This is a genomic window from Paenibacillus sp. TC-CSREp1, assembly GCF_050171015.1.
Taxonomy (GTDB): Bacteria; Bacillota; Bacilli; order Paenibacillales; family Paenibacillaceae; genus Paenibacillus; species Paenibacillus silvae.
This window is the reverse complement of the sequence record NZ_JBNOKM010000003.1, coordinates 135702-155753: the sequence shown is the minus strand read 5'-3', so window position 1 is coordinate 155753 and position 20052 is coordinate 135702. Positions and strand designations below refer to the sequence as shown.

The 20052-nt window shown below is 44.7% G+C and carries 23 protein-coding genes; 5 read left to right on the top strand and 18 right to left on the bottom strand.

Annotation, left to right across the window (positions count from 1 at the left end; translation table 11 throughout):
- Positions 1 to 14: 14 nt before the first annotated feature.
- Positions 15 to 308: an RNA polymerase alpha subunit C-terminal domain-containing protein gene (locus ACQSGY_RS05420; protein WP_427051005.1), complete on the bottom strand. Its 294-nt coding sequence runs from the start codon at positions 306 to 308 to the stop codon at positions 15 to 17.
- An 86-nt stretch (positions 309 to 394) separates the two neighbouring features.
- Here ACQSGY_RS05420 and ACQSGY_RS05415 point away from each other — a divergent pair, with 86 nt between their 5' ends.
- Positions 395 to 1222, top strand: coding sequence for a DUF2785 domain-containing protein (locus ACQSGY_RS05415; protein WP_427051004.1), 828 nt, complete (start codon positions 395 to 397; stop codon positions 1220 to 1222).
- Positions 1223 to 1230: 8 nt separating this feature from the next.
- On the opposite strand, the gene ACQSGY_RS05410 is transcribed toward ACQSGY_RS05415, so the two are convergent.
- The 5 genes from ACQSGY_RS05410 to ACQSGY_RS05390 all read right to left on the bottom strand — a co-directional run bounded on the left by ACQSGY_RS05410 (position 1231) and on the right by ACQSGY_RS05390 (position 5753).
- Positions 1231 to 1824, bottom strand: coding sequence for a DUF4304 domain-containing protein (locus ACQSGY_RS05410; RefSeq protein WP_427051003.1), 594 nt, complete (start codon positions 1822 to 1824; stop codon positions 1231 to 1233).
- Positions 1825 to 1839: 15 nt separating this feature from the next.
- Positions 1840 to 2349 carry a DUF4275 family protein gene (locus ACQSGY_RS05405; protein ID WP_427051002.1) on the bottom strand — a complete coding sequence of 170 codons (510 nt, stop codon included), beginning with the start codon at positions 2347 to 2349 and terminating at the stop codon, positions 1840 to 1842.
- A gap of 65 nt (positions 2350 to 2414) precedes the next feature.
- Positions 2415 to 2570, bottom strand: coding sequence for a hypothetical protein (locus ACQSGY_RS05400; RefSeq protein ID WP_427051001.1), 156 nt, complete (start codon positions 2568 to 2570; stop codon positions 2415 to 2417).
- Positions 2571 to 3150: 580 nt separating this feature from the next.
- Positions 3151 to 5244 (bottom strand): CAP domain-containing protein, encoded by a 2094-nt coding sequence (locus ACQSGY_RS05395; protein WP_427051000.1) that lies wholly within the window; start codon positions 5242 to 5244, stop codon positions 3151 to 3153.
- A 140-nt stretch (positions 5245 to 5384) separates the two neighbouring features.
- Positions 5385 to 5753 carry a DUF4145 domain-containing protein gene (locus ACQSGY_RS05390; protein ID WP_427050999.1) on the bottom strand — a complete coding sequence of 123 codons (369 nt, stop codon included), beginning with the start codon at positions 5751 to 5753 and terminating at the stop codon, positions 5385 to 5387.
- A gap of 388 nt (positions 5754 to 6141) precedes the next feature.
- On the opposite strand from ACQSGY_RS05390, the gene ACQSGY_RS05385 reads away from it, so the two are divergent.
- A complete protein-coding gene (locus ACQSGY_RS05385) occupies positions 6142 to 6885 on the top strand; it encodes a phosphodiester glycosidase family protein (RefSeq protein WP_427050998.1) in 744 nt (247 codons plus the stop codon).
- Positions 6886 to 6960: 75 nt separating this feature from the next.
- On the opposite strand, the gene ACQSGY_RS05380 is transcribed toward ACQSGY_RS05385, so the two are convergent.
- From ACQSGY_RS05380 to ACQSGY_RS05355, 6 genes are all read right to left on the bottom strand, one after another.
- On the bottom strand, positions 6961 to 7434 hold the full coding sequence (locus ACQSGY_RS05380) for a hypothetical protein (protein WP_427050997.1): 474 nt from the start codon (positions 7432 to 7434) through the stop codon (positions 6961 to 6963).
- A 507-nt stretch (positions 7435 to 7941) separates the two neighbouring features.
- Positions 7942 to 8100, bottom strand: a complete 159-nt coding sequence (locus ACQSGY_RS05375; protein ID WP_427050996.1) for an NUDIX domain-containing protein — start codon at positions 8098 to 8100, stop codon at positions 7942 to 7944.
- Positions 8101 to 8392: 292 nt separating this feature from the next.
- Entirely contained in the window at positions 8393 to 9070 is a 678-nt protein-coding gene (locus ACQSGY_RS05370; protein ID WP_427050995.1) for an ABC transporter ATP-binding protein, read from the bottom strand.
- The gene (locus ACQSGY_RS05365) at positions 9067 to 10311 is read right to left on the bottom strand and encodes an ABC transporter permease (protein ID WP_427050994.1); all 1245 of its coding nucleotides are present in this window, start codon (positions 10309 to 10311) and stop codon (positions 9067 to 9069) included. Before ACQSGY_RS05365 ends, ACQSGY_RS05370 begins: the two co-directional genes overlap by 4 nt.
- A gap of 67 nt (positions 10312 to 10378) precedes the next feature.
- Entirely contained in the window at positions 10379 to 11761 is a 1383-nt protein-coding gene (locus ACQSGY_RS05360; RefSeq protein ID WP_427050993.1) for a sensor histidine kinase, read from the bottom strand.
- On the bottom strand, positions 11758 to 12435 hold the full coding sequence (locus ACQSGY_RS05355; RefSeq protein ID WP_427051202.1) for a response regulator transcription factor: 678 nt from the start codon (positions 12433 to 12435) through the stop codon (positions 11758 to 11760). Before ACQSGY_RS05355 ends, ACQSGY_RS05360 begins: the two co-directional genes overlap by 4 nt.
- Positions 12436 to 12847: 412 nt before the next feature.
- Here ACQSGY_RS05355 and ACQSGY_RS05350 point away from each other — a divergent pair, with 412 nt between their 5' ends.
- Positions 12848 to 13831 carry a cation diffusion facilitator family transporter gene (locus ACQSGY_RS05350; RefSeq protein WP_427050992.1) on the top strand — a complete coding sequence of 328 codons (984 nt, stop codon included), beginning with the start codon at positions 12848 to 12850 and terminating at the stop codon, positions 13829 to 13831.
- Positions 13832 to 14010: 179 nt separating this feature from the next.
- Here ACQSGY_RS05350 and ACQSGY_RS05345 read toward each other — a convergent pair whose 3' ends face one another.
- The 6 genes from ACQSGY_RS05345 to ACQSGY_RS05320 all read right to left on the bottom strand — a co-directional run bounded on the left by ACQSGY_RS05345 (position 14011) and on the right by ACQSGY_RS05320 (position 18310).
- Positions 14011 to 14391, bottom strand: a complete 381-nt coding sequence (locus ACQSGY_RS05345) for a VOC family protein (RefSeq protein ID WP_427050991.1) — start codon at positions 14389 to 14391, stop codon at positions 14011 to 14013.
- Positions 14392 to 15111: 720 nt separating this feature from the next.
- Complete coding sequence (locus ACQSGY_RS05340; protein WP_427050990.1) at positions 15112 to 15963, bottom strand: MBL fold metallo-hydrolase; 852 nt, start codon at positions 15961 to 15963, stop codon at positions 15112 to 15114.
- 209 nt (positions 15964 to 16172) lie between these two features.
- Complete coding sequence (locus ACQSGY_RS05335) at positions 16173 to 17057, bottom strand: phosphotransferase (RefSeq protein WP_427050989.1); 885 nt, start codon at positions 17055 to 17057, stop codon at positions 16173 to 16175.
- 45 nt (positions 17058 to 17102) lie between these two features.
- Entirely contained in the window at positions 17103 to 17423 is a 321-nt protein-coding gene (locus tag ACQSGY_RS05330; RefSeq protein WP_427050988.1) for a hypothetical protein, read from the bottom strand.
- Positions 17424 to 17493: 70 nt separating this feature from the next.
- The gene (locus ACQSGY_RS05325; RefSeq protein WP_427050987.1) at positions 17494 to 18033 is read right to left on the bottom strand and encodes an HAD-IIIA family hydrolase; all 540 of its coding nucleotides are present in this window, start codon (positions 18031 to 18033) and stop codon (positions 17494 to 17496) included.
- A gap of 67 nt (positions 18034 to 18100) precedes the next feature.
- Positions 18101 to 18310 (bottom strand): hypothetical protein, encoded by a 210-nt coding sequence (locus ACQSGY_RS05320; RefSeq protein ID WP_427050986.1) that lies wholly within the window; start codon positions 18308 to 18310, stop codon positions 18101 to 18103.
- A 154-nt stretch (positions 18311 to 18464) separates the two neighbouring features.
- Here ACQSGY_RS05320 and ACQSGY_RS05315 point away from each other — a divergent pair, with 154 nt between their 5' ends.
- On the top strand, positions 18465 to 18962 hold the full coding sequence (locus ACQSGY_RS05315) for an RNA polymerase sigma factor (RefSeq protein WP_427050985.1): 498 nt from the start codon (positions 18465 to 18467) through the stop codon (positions 18960 to 18962).
- Positions 18962 to 20032 (top strand): anti sigma factor C-terminal domain-containing protein, encoded by a 1071-nt coding sequence (locus ACQSGY_RS05310; RefSeq protein WP_427050984.1) that lies wholly within the window; start codon positions 18962 to 18964, stop codon positions 20030 to 20032. The genes ACQSGY_RS05315 and ACQSGY_RS05310 overlap by 1 nt, the downstream gene beginning before the upstream one ends.
- Positions 20033 to 20052: the final 20 nt, after the last annotated feature.

Below are 20052 nucleotides of genomic sequence, written 5' to 3'. Positions count from 1 at the left end.
AAAGAGCTTTAAGATCATGCCTTAAAAGACAATCCCTCTTCCTCCAGCGATTTACGCAGTGTAGGCATGGACGACGGCCCGATCCCGTGCAGCTTCAGGATCTCTTTTTCCGTATACTCGGCAAGTTTCGATAATGTCGTAATACCTTCCGCTTCAAGTGCACGTCTTACCGGAGCAGATAGCAGGCTCATAAATCCCTCTTTTGGTTTCCGTTCAGCCTCACACTTGGGACAAGTCGAACAGTCACTCTTTTTAACAAATGTATGTCCCTTCTCGCATGTCCGTGTTGTTCCTTTAGCAGTTGTCATATGGGCTTTCCTCCTTAGAAATTGTATAATACCTTTGATAAATAAGTTCACTAGAATTGAAATTTGATTTGCAGGAGTGTGTTTAAATGAATTTTAAAGAAAAGCTGATCTACATACAAGAAAATCAATATCAAGCACCCACGAATGCCGTCGACTTGATACAAGAAATGTTACATAACATCGGTACGGTAGACGCACAATTGCGTGATGAATTGATCTATACCACCTTATCTCACTGGATTCCTAGCCTTCCTCTGACTACATACGAATTAGAACAGATTTTAACTATCGTTTTAGATGACAACCACTTACTTTTCAAACTAGGTGAAACCCATTCAGATTCTGTCTTCACACGATCTTTTTCCATGCTGGTTATCCCACTTCTTCTCATGAGACATAAAGAAACGCTGTTCCTGTCCAATGAGCGTATTCATCAGATTAAAGATGCTGTCTTTCAGAACATACGAAACGAGAAGGATTACCGCGGATATGATGAAACCAAGGGTTGGGCGCATGCTGTAGCTCATGCTGCTGATGTTTTGGAAGATTTGGCTCAATGTAGCGAATTAAATGAAGACGATCTTTTAACGATGCTGGATTTAATTTATGAGAAAATGACAATTAGCAAGCGTATCTACTCCGATGGAGAAGATGAAAGAATGGTGAAGCCAGTCATGTGCATCCTAGATAGAAAAATCGTTGGTCAGTCTTACATGCAGCAGTGGATTAAACGCTTTGGTGCAGTGGAAAAAGATTCTGAATTCTTGCCTGCCTTCAGGCAAAAAAATAACATTAAAAACTTCCTCAAAAGTCTTTATTTCAGAATCAAATTTCATGGAGTGTATGATGCTGCCTTATGTCCAACGATCGAGCAAACATTATATAAAGTAGAACCGGTCTACTATTCATCCTGAAGGATATGTTACAGTCCATACTCTGCAAAGATAGCTGCATACTTCTTCTCAAAGATCGCCCAGCGATTTTCGGCTCCGTATTCGGCGTGCAGTTGTTGCAGATATTTCTGAGCAGTCGTCTTATCACCATTTTGCAGCAGGAAATGAAAGGTTTCTTCACTCAAATGCAGTGCTGTTCTTTTCATATAATATTCCACAATATCCCTGGCGCTGGTTATGTTCCGCATATATTCCATAGCTTTTTCCAGATGGGCCAACAATTCTTTTGAAAGGATGACCAGGTCAGTGTCAGGTGTCAGCGAGTAGCGGTCTGGAGCAGCTGGGACAATCTCTTCAATCCTGCAGATCAAATGAGCCTGCGCCTCCATCGTTTTACCGCCTGATATCATATACTGCAGCTCCGCCAGCTCCTTGGAATGAATCATGCAGTTAATATAGAAGCGAACGTGATTGGCTGTATTGGCCTGGGACTTCTGAAAGTTGAATTCGTAAATAAGATCGCCTTCGACTCTTCGAAAATTCAGAGCTTTTTTGGTATAGCCATGACGGGTAAACAAAGGTTTTACTTCATTTTTGATCATCTCTTTAAAAAGTTCCTGCAACGAAACTCCTCCTCTCTATGCCTGCTCGATTTTATAAAAATACGGCCCGCACATTGATTCATGCGTATGCACATACGTCCATGTGAACGCCTTGTCAAAAATATAGATATCCTGCTGCTCATCAAAATCAGCCGAGACAACAGCGCTTGCATTGTTATAGACCTGTATATCAGGTGAATGCTGATACATCACATATAAATCATGTTTGTCTTCCGCATCGAAGGCCGCTCTGGCCTCATCGTTCTGCAGGCAATCCTGCTGCTCGTAACTGAACATATGCCATTTGAACTGGCTGTAGTGGATTACCTCTTTTAAAATATCATCCAGGTTATGGGCAAACACCTCATCCCAGCGCTGCGCAATTTCCTCCGATTCCTCGCAAAACTCAGTCACTTGAACTCCCTTGTCCTCGAGCGTTTTCTGATACATATATTTGCGGTGCACCATTTCAATATATGAACAAGCCACATTCAGCTCATTTTCCGGCAGCACATCCAGCATCCGATTAATCTCATCACGAACCATATGGAGCCCTCCTTATGTAGATGTTGCATCTGAATTTGGATCAGCTTCGCTCTGCTTTCCGCAGCTCATAAGCCAGCTGATACAGCAATATCCTGCCGACTCTGCTCCCGGAAACGCCCTACCGATTCATCGATATCAGCTACCTCAACCGACACCACCTGCTCCCCATCCTCGGGATTGAGCGGATCACACACGATTTCCACATCGCCATACCCGATCACTCTGATAAAGTGGGGATGCGGAATGATACTTGTACCAACTTTGATTGAAGGAACCCTTTGTTCTTTTTGATTGATAACGCTAGTTGTAAAGATTGAAAATTTGCATTTATAGCTGTAATTATATTATCAAACTCTCTATCAAACTTATCTAATTTTCGAAGAGAAGCATTAACCTCACCGATATAATTGAGTTGGGGAACCATCTCAACTATTAGCAACGTAAGAAGTAATTCATGCATGATCTTCAAGAAAAAGTAGAGTGTCCATTGAATACTTAGCATATGGCGCAGTACTTTCTTTAAAAAATGCAGGGCTGATGTGTCAACAGTTATGAAAGCATTTCTCCAAAGCCTCCTGAAGTCTTTTTAATTTTAATAATTCATCCGTTTACGTATTCTACTTACATATTCACATTCATCAGTGAAATTTAAAATTATCAACATTAAGAAAAGGCATGCGAATTAAGACTACTCTACTTTCTAATTCAACTCTCCTGACATGTCGAAGCGTCCGCACCAGCACGGACGCTTCTTCATCTTTCATTCTTAAGCTGTGAACATATTTGTTAGGTCATAATTTCTTATCTTGAATAATCCGATGCGTTCATTGAGCCTCTTTTGACATTAATGGCATAAATTGCTTCTGGTGTCCTTAGAAATACATTTAGGATGGCATCGCTATATGTTCCCGTGGACGAAATGGAAAAGTGACCCGATGAATCCATCTGCACTGGAATTTTCTCCAGCAACTTCCCAGTTTGCACGTTATCCAGGTGTTGATCGATCTGAATCTCCAATTGCTTGCTCGCCTGATCCGTGAATTTCCCTTCCACCAAGAGCCTGCCGTCCGTGCCGAATTCAACAATCAACGTTTTGCTACCAAGTGCCGGTTTAATATATACTTCCGGAAATAGATGTGCAGGTAGCTTTTCCTCGGATGTGACCGACTTCGGTGCTCCAACCAATTGCTTCATATTGGACTGCAATTGCATCAAGATCACCGATGCCTGCGCCCGAGTAACGATATCGTTGGAACCAAACATACTACTCTGATTTCCTTGGGTTCCGCGCATGTAATTATGAGCCAGCACGTAGTTCACTGCATAAGGAAAATCGAAATTTACACCGTCCATCGATGCGATCAGGCCAGCTGCGCGATAACGGTTAATTGGCTTATCCCGGAATTCACTTTTGCCCGGACCTGAACTAAACAACCGCAGATTGCGGGCCTTGGCCACATTGTAGGCACCTTCAGCCCAATGCTTCTTTTTCTTGGAAGCGTATGATTCGTCATCTATTTTGTAGGTGCGTAGTAGCATGATGAGGAACTGCGCTTCACTCACAGAATCTTCTGGCCGGAATTTACCGTTTGCGTCCGCTCCAACGATACCTGAACGAAGGGCCCACTCAATTGCTGATTGGTCGGCACGTCCTGCGATATCTTTAATCTTCGCCGGATCAGTTGATGGATAACTCTTGCTCTTGAGGCGTTCGAATACTCGTACCGGTACCGTTCCCTGCACCTCTCCGGAGCTGAGCGTTACCTTGTAACTGCCAGGCTTAACTCCTTCGAGTACGCCATCCGGCGAGACCTTCAGACCCGTAGGGGAACTGCTGGAGTATGTAATCGCCGTTTTTGGCGTTGCGAATGTCCCATCGTCGTAAGAGGCCGTGATCTGCATCGGTAACTTACTTCCTGAATTCAACACCAATTCGTCGTACTGCGCAGATAAACCCTTCATCGTGTTCCCTTTCCCCGTTGTAAACGACCAGGTTTTGCTCCGTCGCTGTGACTCCTTATACAGAATATAATCAAACTTCACCGTATAGACGCTGTACCCGTCCAGCACATCCTTGGGATACAAGAACACCGTATTACCATGCAGTTCGCTGTAATACGGAACATCTTGTCCTTGCGAATCCAGGATGCTGGCTTCGAACGAATCGATGGCAAAGCCAGCTGAAGCAGAGATGATGCCCCCCGAGTGTTCAACACCGAAGGCAACCAGAGGATTCGGATTCTCAAATCCGTAGAAACCGACGTCCGCTCCTTTCATTCCGTCGTACGGATATACTCTGGCTTCCGTACTATCCCTCTGTAACTTCATAGAGGCTGGGTTCATGACAGCAGTACCATTTTGTAATCCAATGCCGACCGATGTGTACTCCTCATCCAATATAATCTGGCGATGATAAGCGGTGCTTAGCCAGCCATCAATCGCTTGGCGTGTTGTTGCCATATTAAAAGCCATGACTTCAGCTACCATTGTATTTGGCCATCCAGCTGCCTTTCCCCGGTCTCCTGCTCTCACTCCCGTAAATCCTGGTGTGCCAGGCCCCTCCTCATGAGCCGTCCTTCCTTTGAACTGAGTGTTATTGTAATATGCCGCGTGTGCTTGAGACGCTTGAGACAATCTCGCATCCAGCTCCAGTGGGCCTACGCCTACTTTCGCCCGAATCTCGTTCAGATAAGCCAATCCGTCGAGTTGATCCTGCGTAAAACCTCCTTGTGAGACCATCGTAGTTGTGGCCGCCGATGCGTGTTCTGCTGGATAAGTCGGTACGAACGTCAGGGCCAGGACCGCGGAGAGCAGACAGGTTGCCCACCTGCGGGCCGATCTCCGGCCGATCACTTGATAAGGTCTGTTATTCTTGCTGCGTTTGCTTAATTTCATTGTGTTTTCCCCTCATTTTCATCTTTATTCGCATCATGCTTAACGATTTGCGTTCTTACCCGGATTCCCAACCTTAGCCAAAAAGCTTAGGACAGGTTGAAGTCCGATTGTTACCATTTATTATTTAATAAATTGATTCCTCACTTATCGTGATTATGTATAGCATGGAATAAAGAATCTATCTCTGTACATATATCCTTCAATACGTCGTAAGTAGGCAAACCTAACTGCGTTTGAAAAGATGGGTGTGCTTGCATGTTTCTAATCTGCCTTAAATTATGAAATCTAGACTTCTGTTCACGATCGATAATATTTCTCTTTGACAGTCTGTCTATCATAGACGAAAGCGGCAAACGAGTGATTCCAAACAGAGCTTTAGACACTTCAATCAATTCTATCAGGTAGCTCTCCGTAATTTTTTGGAATTCACCTGTCTGAGAATCTTGGATACCAAAATAGTTAAAAGGTCCATCAGCATTATAATAGTTCTCATTTGAAATTTGTTTCATTTACCTACCACACTCATGCAGTGCAGTTGAATTTTTCTCCGACCACGATTCAAGTATCCTTCTGAGTTCGGCTTCAATTGTCTTACAGCTGCAAAGGTATCACCTGCTTCTAAAAATAATATAGTTCATTAGGTCCCCCCCTCTAATTTCTAGTACAACAATACCATATATTTCAAGATTATATATAGTATTTTATGTTCGTATAAGTCCATATATTGAGTATCTTGAATTGTGACTGATAGACCTACCTTTTCTATCAGCTGACATTTTACCGAATTTTTAAATTTGTGGTTGTTAAATATGAAAGAATTTTACCTATACATATGAGAGAGAAAATAGCGGCCGTTAATTTTAATCTTATAAAATTAAAATTTGGAGGTTTTATTTTATGACAGTAGCTCAATCTATTTCTTACACTCATAATGGTAATCCAGTTCGCACAATTAAAGCAGACTTAGCAGCGATTTCTGTGGTCGACGTAGGGGCTAAATCAGTTAAAGATTCCCCATACTTCGGAGTGAATGGTACTTTTTTCGATGGACCAACGATGTTAGGTATAGCAATGCAGAATGGTAGCGCTGTACGTTCAGGTTCCAATCGAACAGGTCAAGCTTGTGGTGTATCCACAAAACGAGGCACGATGTTTTGCTATAATGGGGGCACTTCGGTTGCAACTGGTGTAGTTGATTATGCCAGTGAAGCTAAGCTAAATAATGTTAAGTGGGCCATCGGTGGATACAGCTTGTTTCCAAATGTTTCGTATGCTAATGCGGATGCTTTCTACACAGCAATTCACGGTAAAGATTCTTCAAGTGATTGCACTAAGGCAAAAGCCGGCAGCCAAAATGCTTTCCGATTTGCTCCAACAAGTAAAACTCAGCGAACCGCAATTGGTTGGGATGGTTCTAAAATTTGGCTAGCTGTCTTCGAGCTCGAGAATGCATGGGGGGTTCGTCAATTTATGATCAATCGCGGTTGCAACTTAGCTATCATGCTCGATGGCGGAGGTTCATCTCAAATGAACTATGCTGTTGTTCGTAATGGTAATCCCGTGTCAACTAACTATGACCCAAGAGGTGTAAATCGACCAATTTATACGATGGTCAGAGTCTCTGCAACCGATTGGATTTAATTCTTAATTAAAAAAGATGTTGCCCTACAATTGTAGTAGGGCAACATCTTTTTATTACTTTATTTATGATAAAAATTAATCAATATCGTAGATTTTCCACATACCATCCACCTTATGAAATACGTACATGTTCAATCCCGGTTCAGATCCCTCGAGAGTTACGTTCGCACTAATAGTTCCTTGGGTATCCGTAATTCCATCAATACTCTCCACTTGCATATCCACTATTTTGTTAGCATTCATTTGATTTATAGGCGTATTAGGTTCATTGCTGACTAGCCCCATATATTCTTTCTCATTACCTTCATTCCTGTATTTAGTTGATAAATTTAATATTTTAACCAGTTCTTTTTCTTCACCCTCATACTTCGCTTCATCTACCATTGGATTTTGCTCTTTTTGAACTTGATCTGTCTCTTCTGTTTGATTGGTTTCTTGATCTGTTGATTGGACTGTTTCTGGTGCCTTTTCCTTTTCATTTCCACAAGCGGCCATCAGAAGCATACTTAACACTACGCTGCTAACAAGTAACATCTTATTTATTTTCATCTGTATTCCCCCTATCTGAAGTTCAACTCATTAGAATAGACGCATCAAAAATCCAATAAGTTACATTTATTTTGGGTTTGAATCATACATATCTCGTTCTGAAGGAAGACATTGATTTTATTGTTGCAGCCATCCGACAAGATCAGATAGAAGTTTGGCACGTGTTGGAGAGTCAAGACCATATTATCGATTGTGGAGGTTTAGTTAAAGCCTACAGCTCGGTATCCATTAAATTGGAGGGTAAAAGGTTCTTTCGGAATACGTTTGAGTCTAGAATCAAAATAGGGGCTCAGTAGGAGCTCCTATAAATCTATCAAATACTCCTTCAAATAATCTTTTTAAAATATTAAGCTAACGCCAGCTACTCAGTATATTCGAGCAATTTCCAACGTTCTTTGGACTCGTGCTAGCTCAACGTTGAATACAAGATTTTTTCTCTCTTCTTGATTCAGTGAAGCAATAGAATGTTTAATAGCATTTCAAAATTAGTATCTTCTTTCATAACAATTACGGATACGCCATTTCGTAGTCGTTCATGTAGCTGCGCAGCTCTGCTCCTAACTCTTCCATTAATTCACGTTTCAATCCCTGCATATAGTGCTCGCCTGCTTCCAGCGTTCCTCCGGGCAGTTCCCATAGTCCGTATGCGGCTGAAACACAACACATTTATCTCCGATAAACGGTATGATGCTGATATTACTCACCAGCGTTTCATGCACTGCTCACCCGGCCTGCGCTCTGCCTCAATGGTTTCGCAATGGATCAACGCGCTCAGTGCCGGATAAAGTGCTGCATTCAAACGGTTCATCTGTCCTCATCCTTTCGAAATCTTGACTCCATAATGTGTTCATTCATCCATGTTCCATTTTCACTCCAACACATTACATTTATGTTAAAAAAAGGCCACTTTCCCAACAGGAAGCTGTGACCTTCATAATGCACTTCAACATGAACACCTCTAATGCGCCACCAGCTTTCCCTTTTCCAAAAAAAGAACCCGGCTGCAAAGCGGTAAAATCCGCTCATCATGCGTAACCATTACCGCACTCTTTCCCTGCTCCTTGACGAGCCGTGCAATCGTGCCTACAATATCCAGCCCGCGCTCCGCATCCAGGCTGGCCGTCGGTTCATCCGCCAGCAGCACAGCCGGATCATTCATCAGCGCCCGCGCAATGGCAACACGCTGGCGTTCCCCGCCAGACAGCTTGTCGGTGTAAGCTTTCCGTCGATGGGACAATCCCACCGTCTCCAGCAGTTCACCTGCACGGCGCTCGGCTTTGCTTTTATCCATCCCTGCAAGCTTCGCTACTACTAATAATTGCTCCTCCACCTTCAGGTACGGAATGAGATTCGCACTTTGAAAAATAAATCCAAGCTGGCGCAGCCGCACATCCGAGATGTCCGTTTTACTTTTGCCCATAATAGAAGTGCCGTCCAGCAATACCTTCCCATCCGTTGGTTCAAGCAGTGCGCCTGCAATGGACAGAAACGTGCTTTTGCCTGAACCCGAAGGTCCCATCACAGCAACCAGTTCCCCTTCTGCAACTTGCAGATCGAGCTGATCCAGAATTGTGCGCTGGCTGCTGCCGTCATCAAATGTCTGTGTAACGCCTTGTAATTCCAGTCGGTTTCTCATGCTGCCGTCCTCCCAATCGCATCGAGTGCATCAATTTTGGTGACTTTCCACACCGAGAATAACGAACCCGCCATCGACATCAGGATGAATAACGCACAGGTTAATGCTAGCGTGGATACCTCTAATTGAAATGGCATGGATGCCGGCAGAACGGATTCAAACAGTCGAACAAGCAGAACGCTAATCACCAGACTGCCCACAGACAACAGCAACACCTGTAGCGACACGCTGCCTGCCAAATAACCGTTTCGTGTACCAATCGCTTTTAAAATGCCAAATTGACTGGTTTTCTGAATCGTAATGACATAGAAAAATACCGCAAGCACAAATGCCGAGATGACATACAGGAAAGCAATCATCATTAGTAATGAGCCCTGCTCTTCCTTGTAACCTGGAATGGCGGATACCGCGTCCGATTTGGTGATGATCTCTGTCTTTGGCAATGCAGCACTTAGGCCGCTCACCTGATCATCGGTACCTTTGACCGCAATCGCATTGTAGACTGGCGCACGCTCTGCACCAGAAGAAGTCCCTGTACCATCTGCGCTCGTTGCATTTTTTTCATTGCCAGTACCAGTCGCGGTATCAGCTTCCACGCTTGTGCTTGTTCCTGTTCCAGTGTCTGCTCCACCTATTGCAGATGCTGCCTGCATCGTACGTGACCCTGCTTGCAATGTTAGCCATTCTTGCTCATTCAGAAATACCACCGGGGCATGACTGAATGATTCATTTTGCACAAAACCACTTACCGTCCACTCCGTTCCCGAAGCTTGATCCACCAGAACCGTGCCGATCTTCACGCCGGACTTCGCCAGCTTCTGATCAACCACAACCTGACCTGCGGACTGATCATTGATCGCTTTGCCCTCAGTGACAGTTGGCGCAAGCCAGCTGCCCGGATTCACCATGAAAAGTGTGACATCGATCTTTTTGGTGTCGTCTGCCGGGTTGACCGTGCTCATTCTGACCCCAAGCGGTTCGGCATTGCCCTGTCCCACAACAGCACGAGCCTCATCCAGTTCCTCCTGACCTACCTGCGACCGAGTGAAGCGATGATTTGAATCCTGTTCAAGCACAAAATGGGTTGCTGCCATATTTTTAATCGAAGCCGCGTTATCATACGACAGCCCCTGAGCAAGTCCGGTTACAAATAACACCAGAAACGACACCAGCACCATGATGGTCGCAATCAAGGCGTAACGTCCCTTTGCAAACCTCATTTCCCGTATAGCCAAGTACATATGCTCTGACCTCCCTCTTGATAACCCAAGTATAGGAGGTGAAAATGAACGGAAAATGAATAACTCATTACATCTGCGGAAGAGTTACCATAAATACCGTGCCTTCGGCTGAACTGGACACCTCAACTGAGCCGTGATGAAGACGAATAATTTTCTGCACAATCGCAAGGCCCAGACCAGTCCCGCCGGAAGAACGTTCACGCGCATGATCCACCCGGTAGAAACGGTCAAACAGAAACGGCAAATGCTCCGCTGCAATCCCGTCCCCGGTATCCTGAATATGAACAATACACGCCGTCTCCGTCTGCTCTGCTCGAATCTCAATGCTCCGACCTTTCGGTAGATGCTGCACGGCGTTGCCAAGCAGATTCATCCAGACCTGCATCAGCAGCACTTCATTGCCCGTAATCTTTATGGACTCAGGAACAGACATACGCAGCAGCAGTTCCTTGTCGTCCAGCTGCCACTGCAGCACTTGAACAGCCTGACGAAATTGCGCTCTCAGCGAAAAAGTCGTTCGAGTCAGGTCTTCATGTCCCTGTTCAAGCGAAGATAACAGCAGCAGCTGTTTACTTAGCAGGGACAGATGCCTGCTCTCTTCTTCGATAATAGACGCATAGTGCTCGCGTTCCTGTTCCGGTAATTCCCGATCCGCCACCAACTGCGCAAATCCCTGAATGGAGGTTAAGGGTGATTGAATCTCATGAGATACGTTGGATACAAACTGCTGCCGTGCCTGATCCACCCGTTCCAATTCACGACTCATTGTCATAAAATGCTGAGCCAGCTGCCCGATCTCGTCACGTCTTGCTGTGTTTAATTTCAGGTTATAATTGCCTTGCGCAATGCGTTTTGTCGCTTCGGACAGCCGTTCGATCGGATTCACCAGATAACGTGTGCTAAACAGGAAGATCAGGACACTGATACCCACCGTTAATGCTCCAATGAGCGCGAAAAAGATGCGCAGTTCTCCAAATTGCAGAATAACATCGGGACGCATGAACATGGCATAGCGAGCATCGCCCACCTGCAGCGGAACACCAACCGTATTGCTTAATTGATTATCGAAAAATCCGGTAATAAACGGTTGGCTCGGAAACTCGGCCACGCCATGGTACACATCGCCGCCCAGCACCAGACGAACAGCCTGCCTGTCCAAGTCCTTTTCGCGGAATTCACGACCGTAAAACTGATCATCGCCTTGACCATCGGTGACATAGATTTCGTATCCTAATGCAGCTGCGTTGTGAAGATATCGCTCCACCTTATCAGGCTTGGACTGCTCTTCGGCAAATTCTTTCATATCCATGGCGATGCCAACCAGCTTCTCATCATTAAAGTCTTTAAGCTTCGCGTGGTAGTAGATGTTGGAGAAAAAGAACCCAAGCACACTGCTGACGATAATCACCGCCACCGTAATGAGAAATATCCGAACGTATAACGTTCTCAATGCGCTTTCACCTCGATCTTGTATCCGATGCCCCTCACCGTCTGAATCACAAAATCGTCCGCATAATCTGCAAATCGGTCACGCAGCCGCTTGATATGTACATCCACCGTTCGGTCGTCCCCTTCATAATCCGCTCCCCAGACGAGCCGAATCAGTTCGTCCCGCGAGAAGAGGCGCCCAGGAAACTGAGCAAGCTGAGACAGTAGTTCGAATTCCTTCATTGGCAAAAAAAGAATCGACTGCCCATCACTCACTTCCACATTGTTGCGGTCAATCACGATCCGGTTCATGCGAATCATATCGCTGGAAGTCCGATGATATCTGCGGAATAACGCTTTGACCCGGTACACCAGTTCCTCCGGCTCAAAAGGTTTGGTCACGTATTCATCCGTGCCCCGCAAGTATCCTTCTTTCTTATCCGACAGCTGATCCCTCGCGGTCAGCAATATAATAGGAATGTCGTAATGCTGACGAATGTAATCACACAGTTCGAGTCCGTCCATGCCTGGCATCATGACATCCAGAATCGCCAGATCAATGGGTGTCTCCTGTATGATTTTGACTGCCTCGATACCATCCTGTGCTTCATGAACCCGGTATCCCTCCTTCGTCATGACATGGCGCAGCAGTGCGCGAATATTGGCATCATCGTCTGCCAGCAGCAGATGTTTCATCTCGTAGTCCGCCCTTCTATAGTAATCCTGCCCCGATGGTAGCATAAACAGAAAGCTATTTGCCAGTGCAGCTGCCAGTATCGTTGTCTGTGCCGATCCATGTTTATATTTGTTCAAATTGGGTTGACACTACTGTAGGACGGAATTATAATAAACACATAACATATGAGTGATTGCTCATATGTTCATATTAAATAAAAACAGTTGTTTATCGGGGACAAACAGCAGTAGCATTGAAACATGTAACATAACTCTATTCAGGACAACAAGATATATCATATAAAGTGATTGTTACAACAACCTGCAACAGAACCCCACGCATTTAAACTTGCAACACGTAACAAACATGTCTCACTCAACTGCAACAGGCAACTTACATCACGGAGCAAGGCTCCCAAGGAGAGGATTTTTAATGTCAGGACACCAACATAGTCACAATCATGGGCACGACCATGGACATAATCACGCACATGGCACCAATAACAAAAAGGTACTGCTCTTTTCCTTCATTATCATTACCTTTTACATGATCGTAGAGGCCTTCGGAGGATTCATCACCAACAGCCTGGCACTCATCTCCGATGCAGGCCATATGCTCTCGGACTCCATCGCACTCGGAATTGCTTTACTCGCGTTCACATTCGGGGAAAAAGCCGTCAATACAGGCAAAACCTACGGTTATAGACGCTTTGAGATTCTGGCAGCAACGTTAAACGGCGTTACGTTAATTGCGATTGCGCTTTACATTTTCTACGAGGCCATTGGCCGCTTCATCAACCCGCCTGAGGTTGCAACGATGGGCATGCTGATTATCAGTACGATCGGATTGCTTGTGAACATTCTGGTTGCCTGGATTATGATGCGCGGCAGTGACACAGAGGGCAACCTGAACATGCGCGGGGCATACTTGCATGTCATCAGTGACATGCTCGGTTCCATCGGTGCAATCGCCGCTGCTCTGCTGATGATGTTCTTCGGCTGGGGCTGGGCTGACCCGCTGGCGAGTGTCATTGTGGCGGTACTCGTATTGCGTAGTGGGTATTATGTCACCAAGTCTTCTTTGCACATTCTCATGGAAGGCACACCTGCCAACGTGGATGTCAACGATCTGGTGCAGACGATCCAGCAAGTGGATGGCGTCAAAGGAGTACACGATGTGCACGTCTGGTCGATCACCAGCAACCTGAACGCACTGACCGCACATATTGTCGTAGATGGCACGATGGATGTATATGCGTCCGAAATTCTGGTGCAGAAAATTGAGCATCTGCTTGAACACAAAGAGATCAAACATGTCACCTTGCAGGTTGAGTCTGAAAAGCATCTTCACGACACCTCGGTACTTTGCACTGTAAAAGGTGACGCCCCTGATGCGCATGCGCATCACCATCATTAAATTTGTCAAAGGCAGATTGTCTGCACATATCAGATAAAATAAAACAGGACGATTCCCGTAAATAGGATCGCCCTGTTTTTTGCGTTGCTGTAACGTTAACGTCAGCGCTGTGTTGGCATAGCATTATGCTTAGCATTAGCTTAGCGTTAGCGTTGGCATTAAAATTAGCTCTATGCTGTTTATACTGCAATCCACTCCAGAAACTCCAATCGATTGCCAAAAGGGTCATTCACATAAAAGCGGCGGACTCCCTCATCCGTTCTTGCCTCGTCGTCAGCAACTTGAAGGTTGTGCAGACGAAGATGCTCGCGCAACTGTTCCAGGTTCTGTACATGAAATGCCGGATGAGCCTTGGTAGCAGGTGCAAAATCCGGCTGCACACCAATATGAACCTGATGATCGCCACACTGAAACCACACACCGCCGCGTTTCTGCAGCAGTTCAGGCTTTGCAATCTCAGTCCAGCCCAATATCTGATGGAAAAAATGCCGAGCCTTTGCCTCACAGCCGACAGGGGCTGCCAGCTGAACATGGTCAATTCCGTTGAAATGAAAGTTCATGTTATCAACCTCTCTCTTAGTTTCATTTGATGAAACTAAGTTTCGTTTTATAATTCCATTTTATAGATAAAAGAGCAATAAATCCAGTTTGTTTTCAACAAAACACATTTAACATATGGTGGAATCTCCTTTCCATGCCACGGATGAGACACCCTTCCCTTTGTCATCACTCACAGAGGATTTGCCAAGTGCAATACCAAGTTTTTTAGGCGTATCTACCATAACTTCGCAGCGTCTGGTGCGCTAACGATCTGGAGAAGCCTTATTCAGGCGAATTGGGGCTCCCCAAAATTCTAACGATTCACAGAAACGCTATTTAGCTATTTTTCGTAGAAAAAAGGGCAATTTTAAGCTTTTTAGATGGAATAAGCTTCCTAGGAATCGTTAGAATTCTGACACCCCCGATTCAGGGCAAATAAGCTTCCTGGGAATCGTTAAAATTGTAGTTCATGTTTGAGCCCGACGATGTCGGTACTTTTCATGAATTATGGAAGAAGTATAAAATATGAAGTAATATAAACAATGAAAAGAGCCCTGGCACAAAGCCAAGGCTCTAAACATCACAACTTTTACTCTACTATTCTCCTTAATGTGACCCTTACTCTTATCCTGTAACCCATCCCCTAATTAATAACCGCACCATTACAGTAAACCTAACTCTGACGGCCTCGATTACTCTAAACCAATATAAACCTGCAACTCTGCCTTTTATCCCAACAATTAATCAGCCGTGAGAATACGATCATTAACCAGTGCTTTCAGAAAAAACACCTCATCCCTCACCGGCGCACGCCCCTGTTCTCGTTTAAACGACTTCATCGCTTCGTCCAACGACGTAGAGCTCACCGCTTGATTGCATGCTTTCAATTGTCCGAAAAACACGTCCATTTCCTCCACATCACAAATCGACTCATGCCCGAGTAGAAAATGCACGGCATCATATCGCTGTATATCCTCAATCATGGGAAGCAACAGATGCTGCTTATAATGAAATAAAGAACGCGTCGTCGTAGAATAAGGACTATCCCCAAGGAAAAGCGTCTTTTCCTCGGGAACATATACAATAGTCGAGTCGTCCGTATGTGTACTGCGAATCTGTTCCAGCATACAAACTTTGTTCCCCAGATCAAGCTGGAGCATCCCCTCAAATACCATTCCCGACGTGCCTAGTCTAAACGACTCCCTGTCTGACATTTCATTCTGTATAACTTCCATCGCGTGTGCACTAATCCGTTTATTCTCTACATGCTCAAGCAGCGCCGTATCATCAAAAGCATATTCCCGCCATTCATTCAAACGCTGTTCGGTTAGACGATTTACAATAACGATCGCATCACCATATTCATTCATTCCCAGGAAATGATCCCAATGAGCATGAGTAATTACAACATATCGTACTGGGGGTACCTGCAAACGCTGAATTTCGGTCAGAAACTCCCGGGCGTGCTGAACCGAGTTGCCCGCATCAATGACAAGGCTATATTTTTCCCCACATACCAGACCCAATACGGGTCTCTCTCTTTCATTATCATTAACCATATAATAAATGGACTCGCTTAATTGTTTTAACATGTCAATTCTCCTCTTTTATGAAGTTTGAGATCATAGGCAGAGAAAAACCACATGTACCTTTGAATACATCACATGGATTTCTCCCTGTTTATACGTTTACCAATGGAATCACCTCTCTCGATACAATGTTTATTCTTTTCAAATGTGGATACAATCCATCTAGCTCCAGTATCAGAACAGGATGCCAGAAGTTAAGCTTCCAGGCGCTCTCATTTATCCCACTCCTGTGCATTGTGCATTATGTGCTGTCTCCACTCATTCCACGCCCGGAGATACTCAGGCAAGTCCTGCGGATGATGTTTGTTACTAAGCCCGATTCGGCAGTATAGATGAACCATCGCTTCCTCCAACAATCTGGATTGATGCATATCTACGTGATCTAACAGCTTGAATACATCCCACAACATCGCCGGGTCAAGGTCATCGGGTGAAGAACAAAAGGCATACAGAAAATCATAAAGAACCGGGCCCACCATAGGAGACGGATCGATAACCCCGATCAATTCCTTTTGCTCAAACACAAAATTATGAACCCCTGTATCTCCATGCAAAATAAACCTCGCGTCCTCATGCTTCTGAAACAGACGATTGACGAGAATTTGAACCAGATTATAATCTTCCGCGCCAAGCACGTCACCCAGATTCTCTCTGGCCTCTTCAATACTAATCTGGTTGAATTCCCTCCACGTCCTGCGCGGAAGCTCCATTCTTCCCCATGAAGCTGTATCTGCCACACGCACATATGTATTAAACAGCTCTTTCACCAGCCGGGTTAACCATACCTTCTTCTGTCCCCGATTGTAATGAGTTTCACCCTGCATATAGCTATATACAAAATAAGTGCTGTCCGAGCCTGCAAAGAGAAGGCTGGGCAGCAGCCGTACATCACTGTACGTCTCCAGAAACTGCCGGGCAATACGGATTTGTTCTGAATCATCCCACTTCAAAATATACTGCTCACCCGAGCTTGCACGCAGCCTGAACACCCGTCCTTCCGTCGTGCCTAACAACTGATTTGCTTCCACGATCTGTTCGTGAATCCCATGCTTTTGAAAAAGCATGTTGATATTTTTCACGCTTGGGTTAGTATACATATCCTTCTCCTGTGTTTCATCTGATTTTTGCAAGTAACTTCTCTTTTATTTCTCGAACGGATTATCTGCACTGGTCACTTCCTGTATAATTACGATTGGATCGGAGATCAAGCCAAGCTCGTCATCTTTGGGATACGTTACTGCAATAGTAGGTTCAGGCCCGGCAAATGCCATCATCGACTCCATATCCTCCCACATTGTACACAGGAAAAAATGAGCATAGTCTCCCTGCTCTACCACCTTTAAATACGCTCCGCGATTTCCTTCTACCGCCAACGTATCTTTTACCCCTGTTTCATACTCATATTCCAGAAAAGCTTCCTTATTCTCCAGCGGCACCGCTCCATGCCATGTTCTGGCGATCATACAATCACTCCTAACCTCAAACTCGGTCCATTTTTTATTGTAACATGTGCGATAAAACCGGCTGTACAATTTATCCTTTATTTCCAACAATCCAATGTACCGCTTCCAAAATATCTGCGGCAATGTATTCCGGCTCAGTCTCTGACCATTTATCTCTGAATTTCGTTAATGAAGATTCGCCCCAGCCTGTTCGGACCATAATCTTGGTTGCTCCTACAGCATGAGCAGCAAGCATATCCGTCTCGCCTACATCACCAATAACGATGCATTTCGTCAGATCCAAACCATGCTGCGCTGCCGCTTGAAGCAGCATGCCTGGCTTGGGTTTTCGACAGCTGCACCCTTCCTCATGTGAGCAAATATAGGCCTGATCGAAGCCATATTCCTGAAACTGCTGCTCAAACTCCTGAACGGTCGCTTGTCCGCGTGAAATTCGGTGTTGGTTGGTAAAGGCAAAAACCTTCGTTCCCGTCCCCTTAAGAAGCCGAATGGCTTCCTGTGCATTCGGATATAACTGAAAATCTCTCGGATGAATAAAATGTCCCGTACCTCCGATGGTGCCATCTCTGTCAATAAAAACAGCTTGAATGTCTCCATTTGCATACATCATATTCATTCACTCCCGCTCAAGTTATGGGCCGAACCTAATTTCCAATCAACATATGCATTTTCTACCGTTACACCTTTTCATCAATAATATGTTGGCTGTGCTGCTTGGACTGCTCAATTCTTCTGACTTCGGCTCGCAGGTCACGTACTTCCTTCATCAGCGTATCCAGTTTTCTTGACGTTTGAGACGAGTCCACAGCATAACGCGCAATCCCGACAATTAACAGAATGAAAATAATACTTACGAGAATCCAGATTAATGCTGTAAACAATTCCATACGATTAACTCTCTCCTTACTGACTATTAGCTCATAAATCTGACATAAGCGCAATCCATGAAATTCCTAATCTTTTAATTTAATTGTAACATTTTTCAAATCCACCCGTTGTCTTAGTGAAGGAGGATGAAACCTGGAATGAGGAGTGATTTATATGCCGAACCTATTCAAACAGTACCAGTCCTCCCTGTATCTCTATCTTTATCGAATGTGTGGGTCACAGGAAATCGCCGAGGAATTAGTTCAAGAAACCTTTTACAGAGCTATGGTATCCATGAAAACGAAACATGCTGACTATGCCAGAGCATGGTTGTACAAAGTAGCCCGGCATTTATTTATTGATTGGTACCGAAAGCATCGCGGGGAAATGGAGATGAACAGAGAATTGGAGAAACAATATGTAGAAAATACATACCGTTCGCCTGAGGAGGTACTTGTTGCTCAAGAACAAATGAAGCTCATTGAGAAGGTAATAAAGAAACTTCCCGAGCAGTATCGGACTGTGCTGCTGCTTCGCGAGATGAATGAGTTGTCTTACAAGGAACTTTGCGAAATTCTGGATATGACGATGAGCCAGGTTAAAGTTTCTCTGTTTCGTGCAAGAGCACGTTTTAGAGAAGAAATGTTACAGATGAAAGGAGAGAATGAATAATGTCCAAACCAGATGTACCCGATGATCTGCATGCGCTCCATCAAGATGATTTTGAACACCAACGCCCTGAATGGAGTCATAAGCAGTTCAAACGAATGATATGGAAAACAAGGTTAAAGCTGTTTCTTAATGCAGGGGGAGCTCTATTTCTCTTATTTATGCTCTATCATGTTTATATCTCGGTTCTGCATATTTATTTTGATCAATCCAAGGTACGTAATGAGTTCTTGCGATCGATCGTTTCAGTGGTGGAGATGAATGGTGACGGACTGCGCGTGGATAAGAAGGTTCCGCTGCCATTTGAAGTTACGCCCTTTCTAACACAAAAAACAAATCTTAAAGTGTATCGCCTCGTTGGCTCATGGGAAGTGATTACTGGCGAGATTCAAGCCGAGCTCAGTATTACGGGGAAATTCAGCTATAAGATTACGAATACAGGTGCGTATCTGAATGGCAATGACCTTGGCCCGTTCTACCTACCCTACGCTTTGGTGGGTGGCAAGCCATCATATGATGACTTTGATGAAAATAGTAGTCTCAAGCAGCTTCGTAATCTGGATGACGGACATGTTGCCGAGATGTCCATTTCTTTAAAAAATCTGAAAACTCCCGAGCAGTTGATGCAGATTCTGTCCAAATACGATATCGGCGTAACGGCCATGCCCATGTATTCAGGTGAATTGCAGGAGAAAAATCTTTCCTATTCGAGAGCAGGCATGTTTGACTACAATATCCCACATCTTAGTTTGAAACCACTCTTTGAACTTAAAGATGATGGTGGCAGATGGTTCAACTATTTACCTGCAGAATCCAAAGAGCAAGAGCAGTCACAAGGAACCATGAAGGAACAAATTGAATTCATGCTGTCTGATCTGAAATGGATGTCCAGCCATCTCGATTACAACGGGGTGGAACTGGATCAGAGGCGTCTGGCCTACTTGAAAAAGAACGGTGTGCAAGTATACGGTGCCGTTGTAACCGGGCCTGTACGTGAACTGCAAAAAATTGCCCAAAATCCAGAATTCCGTCATTTCAATTTGAATCGGGTAGAGATATGGAATTGGGAGTAGAATTACCACCTGAATTGGAA

What these genes read in the sequence shown, in the direction of transcription:
- ACQSGY_RS05385 (WP_427050998.1), top strand. Translation starts at nt 6,142, where the DNA reads ATGACAGTAGCTCAATCTATTTCTTACACTCATAATGGTAATCCAGTT.
- ACQSGY_RS05325 (WP_427050987.1), bottom strand. Translation starts at nt 18,033, where the DNA reads ATGATGTATGCAAATGGAGACATTCAAGCTGTTTTTATTGACAGAGAT.
- ACQSGY_RS05405 (WP_427051002.1), bottom strand. Translation starts at nt 2,349, where the DNA reads ATGGTTCGTGATGAGATTAATCGGATGCTGGATGTGCTGCCGGAAAAT.
- ACQSGY_RS05390 (WP_427050999.1), bottom strand. Translation starts at nt 5,753, where the DNA reads ATGAAACAAATTTCAAATGAGAACTATTATAATGCTGATGGACCTTTT.
- ACQSGY_RS05330 (WP_427050988.1), bottom strand. Translation starts at nt 17,423, where the DNA reads ATGATCGCCAGAACATGGCATGGAGCGGTGCCGCTGGAGAATAAGGAA.
- ACQSGY_RS05380 (WP_427050997.1), bottom strand. Translation starts at nt 7,434, where the DNA reads ATGAAAATAAATAAGATGTTACTTGTTAGCAGCGTAGTGTTAAGTATG.
- ACQSGY_RS05415 (WP_427051004.1), top strand. Translation starts at nt 395, where the DNA reads ATGAATTTTAAAGAAAAGCTGATCTACATACAAGAAAATCAATATCAA.
- ACQSGY_RS05345 (WP_427050991.1), bottom strand. Translation starts at nt 14,391, where the DNA reads ATGAACTTTCATTTCAACGGAATTGACCATGTTCAGCTGGCAGCCCCT.
- ACQSGY_RS05340 (WP_427050990.1), bottom strand. Translation starts at nt 15,963, where the DNA reads ATGTTAAAACAATTAAGCGAGTCCATTTATTATATGGTTAATGATAAT.
- ACQSGY_RS05420 (WP_427051005.1), bottom strand. Translation starts at nt 308, where the DNA reads ATGACAACTGCTAAAGGAACAACACGGACATGCGAGAAGGGACATACA.
- ACQSGY_RS05350 (WP_427050992.1), top strand. Translation starts at nt 12,848, where the DNA reads ATGTCAGGACACCAACATAGTCACAATCATGGGCACGACCATGGACAT.
- ACQSGY_RS05335 (WP_427050989.1), bottom strand. Translation starts at nt 17,057, where the DNA reads ATGTATACTAACCCAAGCGTGAAAAATATCAACATGCTTTTTCAAAAG.
- ACQSGY_RS05365 (WP_427050994.1), bottom strand. Translation starts at nt 10,311, where the DNA reads ATGTACTTGGCTATACGGGAAATGAGGTTTGCAAAGGGACGTTACGCC.
- ACQSGY_RS05375 (WP_427050996.1), bottom strand. Translation starts at nt 8,100, where the DNA reads ATGTGTTGTGTTTCAGCCGCATACGGACTATGGGAACTGCCCGGAGGA.
- ACQSGY_RS05395 (WP_427051000.1), bottom strand. Translation starts at nt 5,244, where the DNA reads ATGAAATTAAGCAAACGCAGCAAGAATAACAGACCTTATCAAGTGATC.
- ACQSGY_RS05355 (WP_427051202.1), bottom strand. Translation starts at nt 12,435, where the DNA reads ATGAAACATCTGCTGCTGGCAGACGATGATGCCAATATTCGCGCACTG.
- ACQSGY_RS05370 (WP_427050995.1), bottom strand. Translation starts at nt 9,070, where the DNA reads ATGAGAAACCGACTGGAATTACAAGGCGTTACACAGACATTTGATGAC.
- ACQSGY_RS05310 (WP_427050984.1), top strand. Translation starts at nt 18,962, where the DNA reads ATGTCCAAACCAGATGTACCCGATGATCTGCATGCGCTCCATCAAGAT.
- ACQSGY_RS05320 (WP_427050986.1), bottom strand. Translation starts at nt 18,310, where the DNA reads ATGGAATTGTTTACAGCATTAATCTGGATTCTCGTAAGTATTATTTTC.
- ACQSGY_RS05315 (WP_427050985.1), top strand. Translation starts at nt 18,465, where the DNA reads ATGCCGAACCTATTCAAACAGTACCAGTCCTCCCTGTATCTCTATCTT.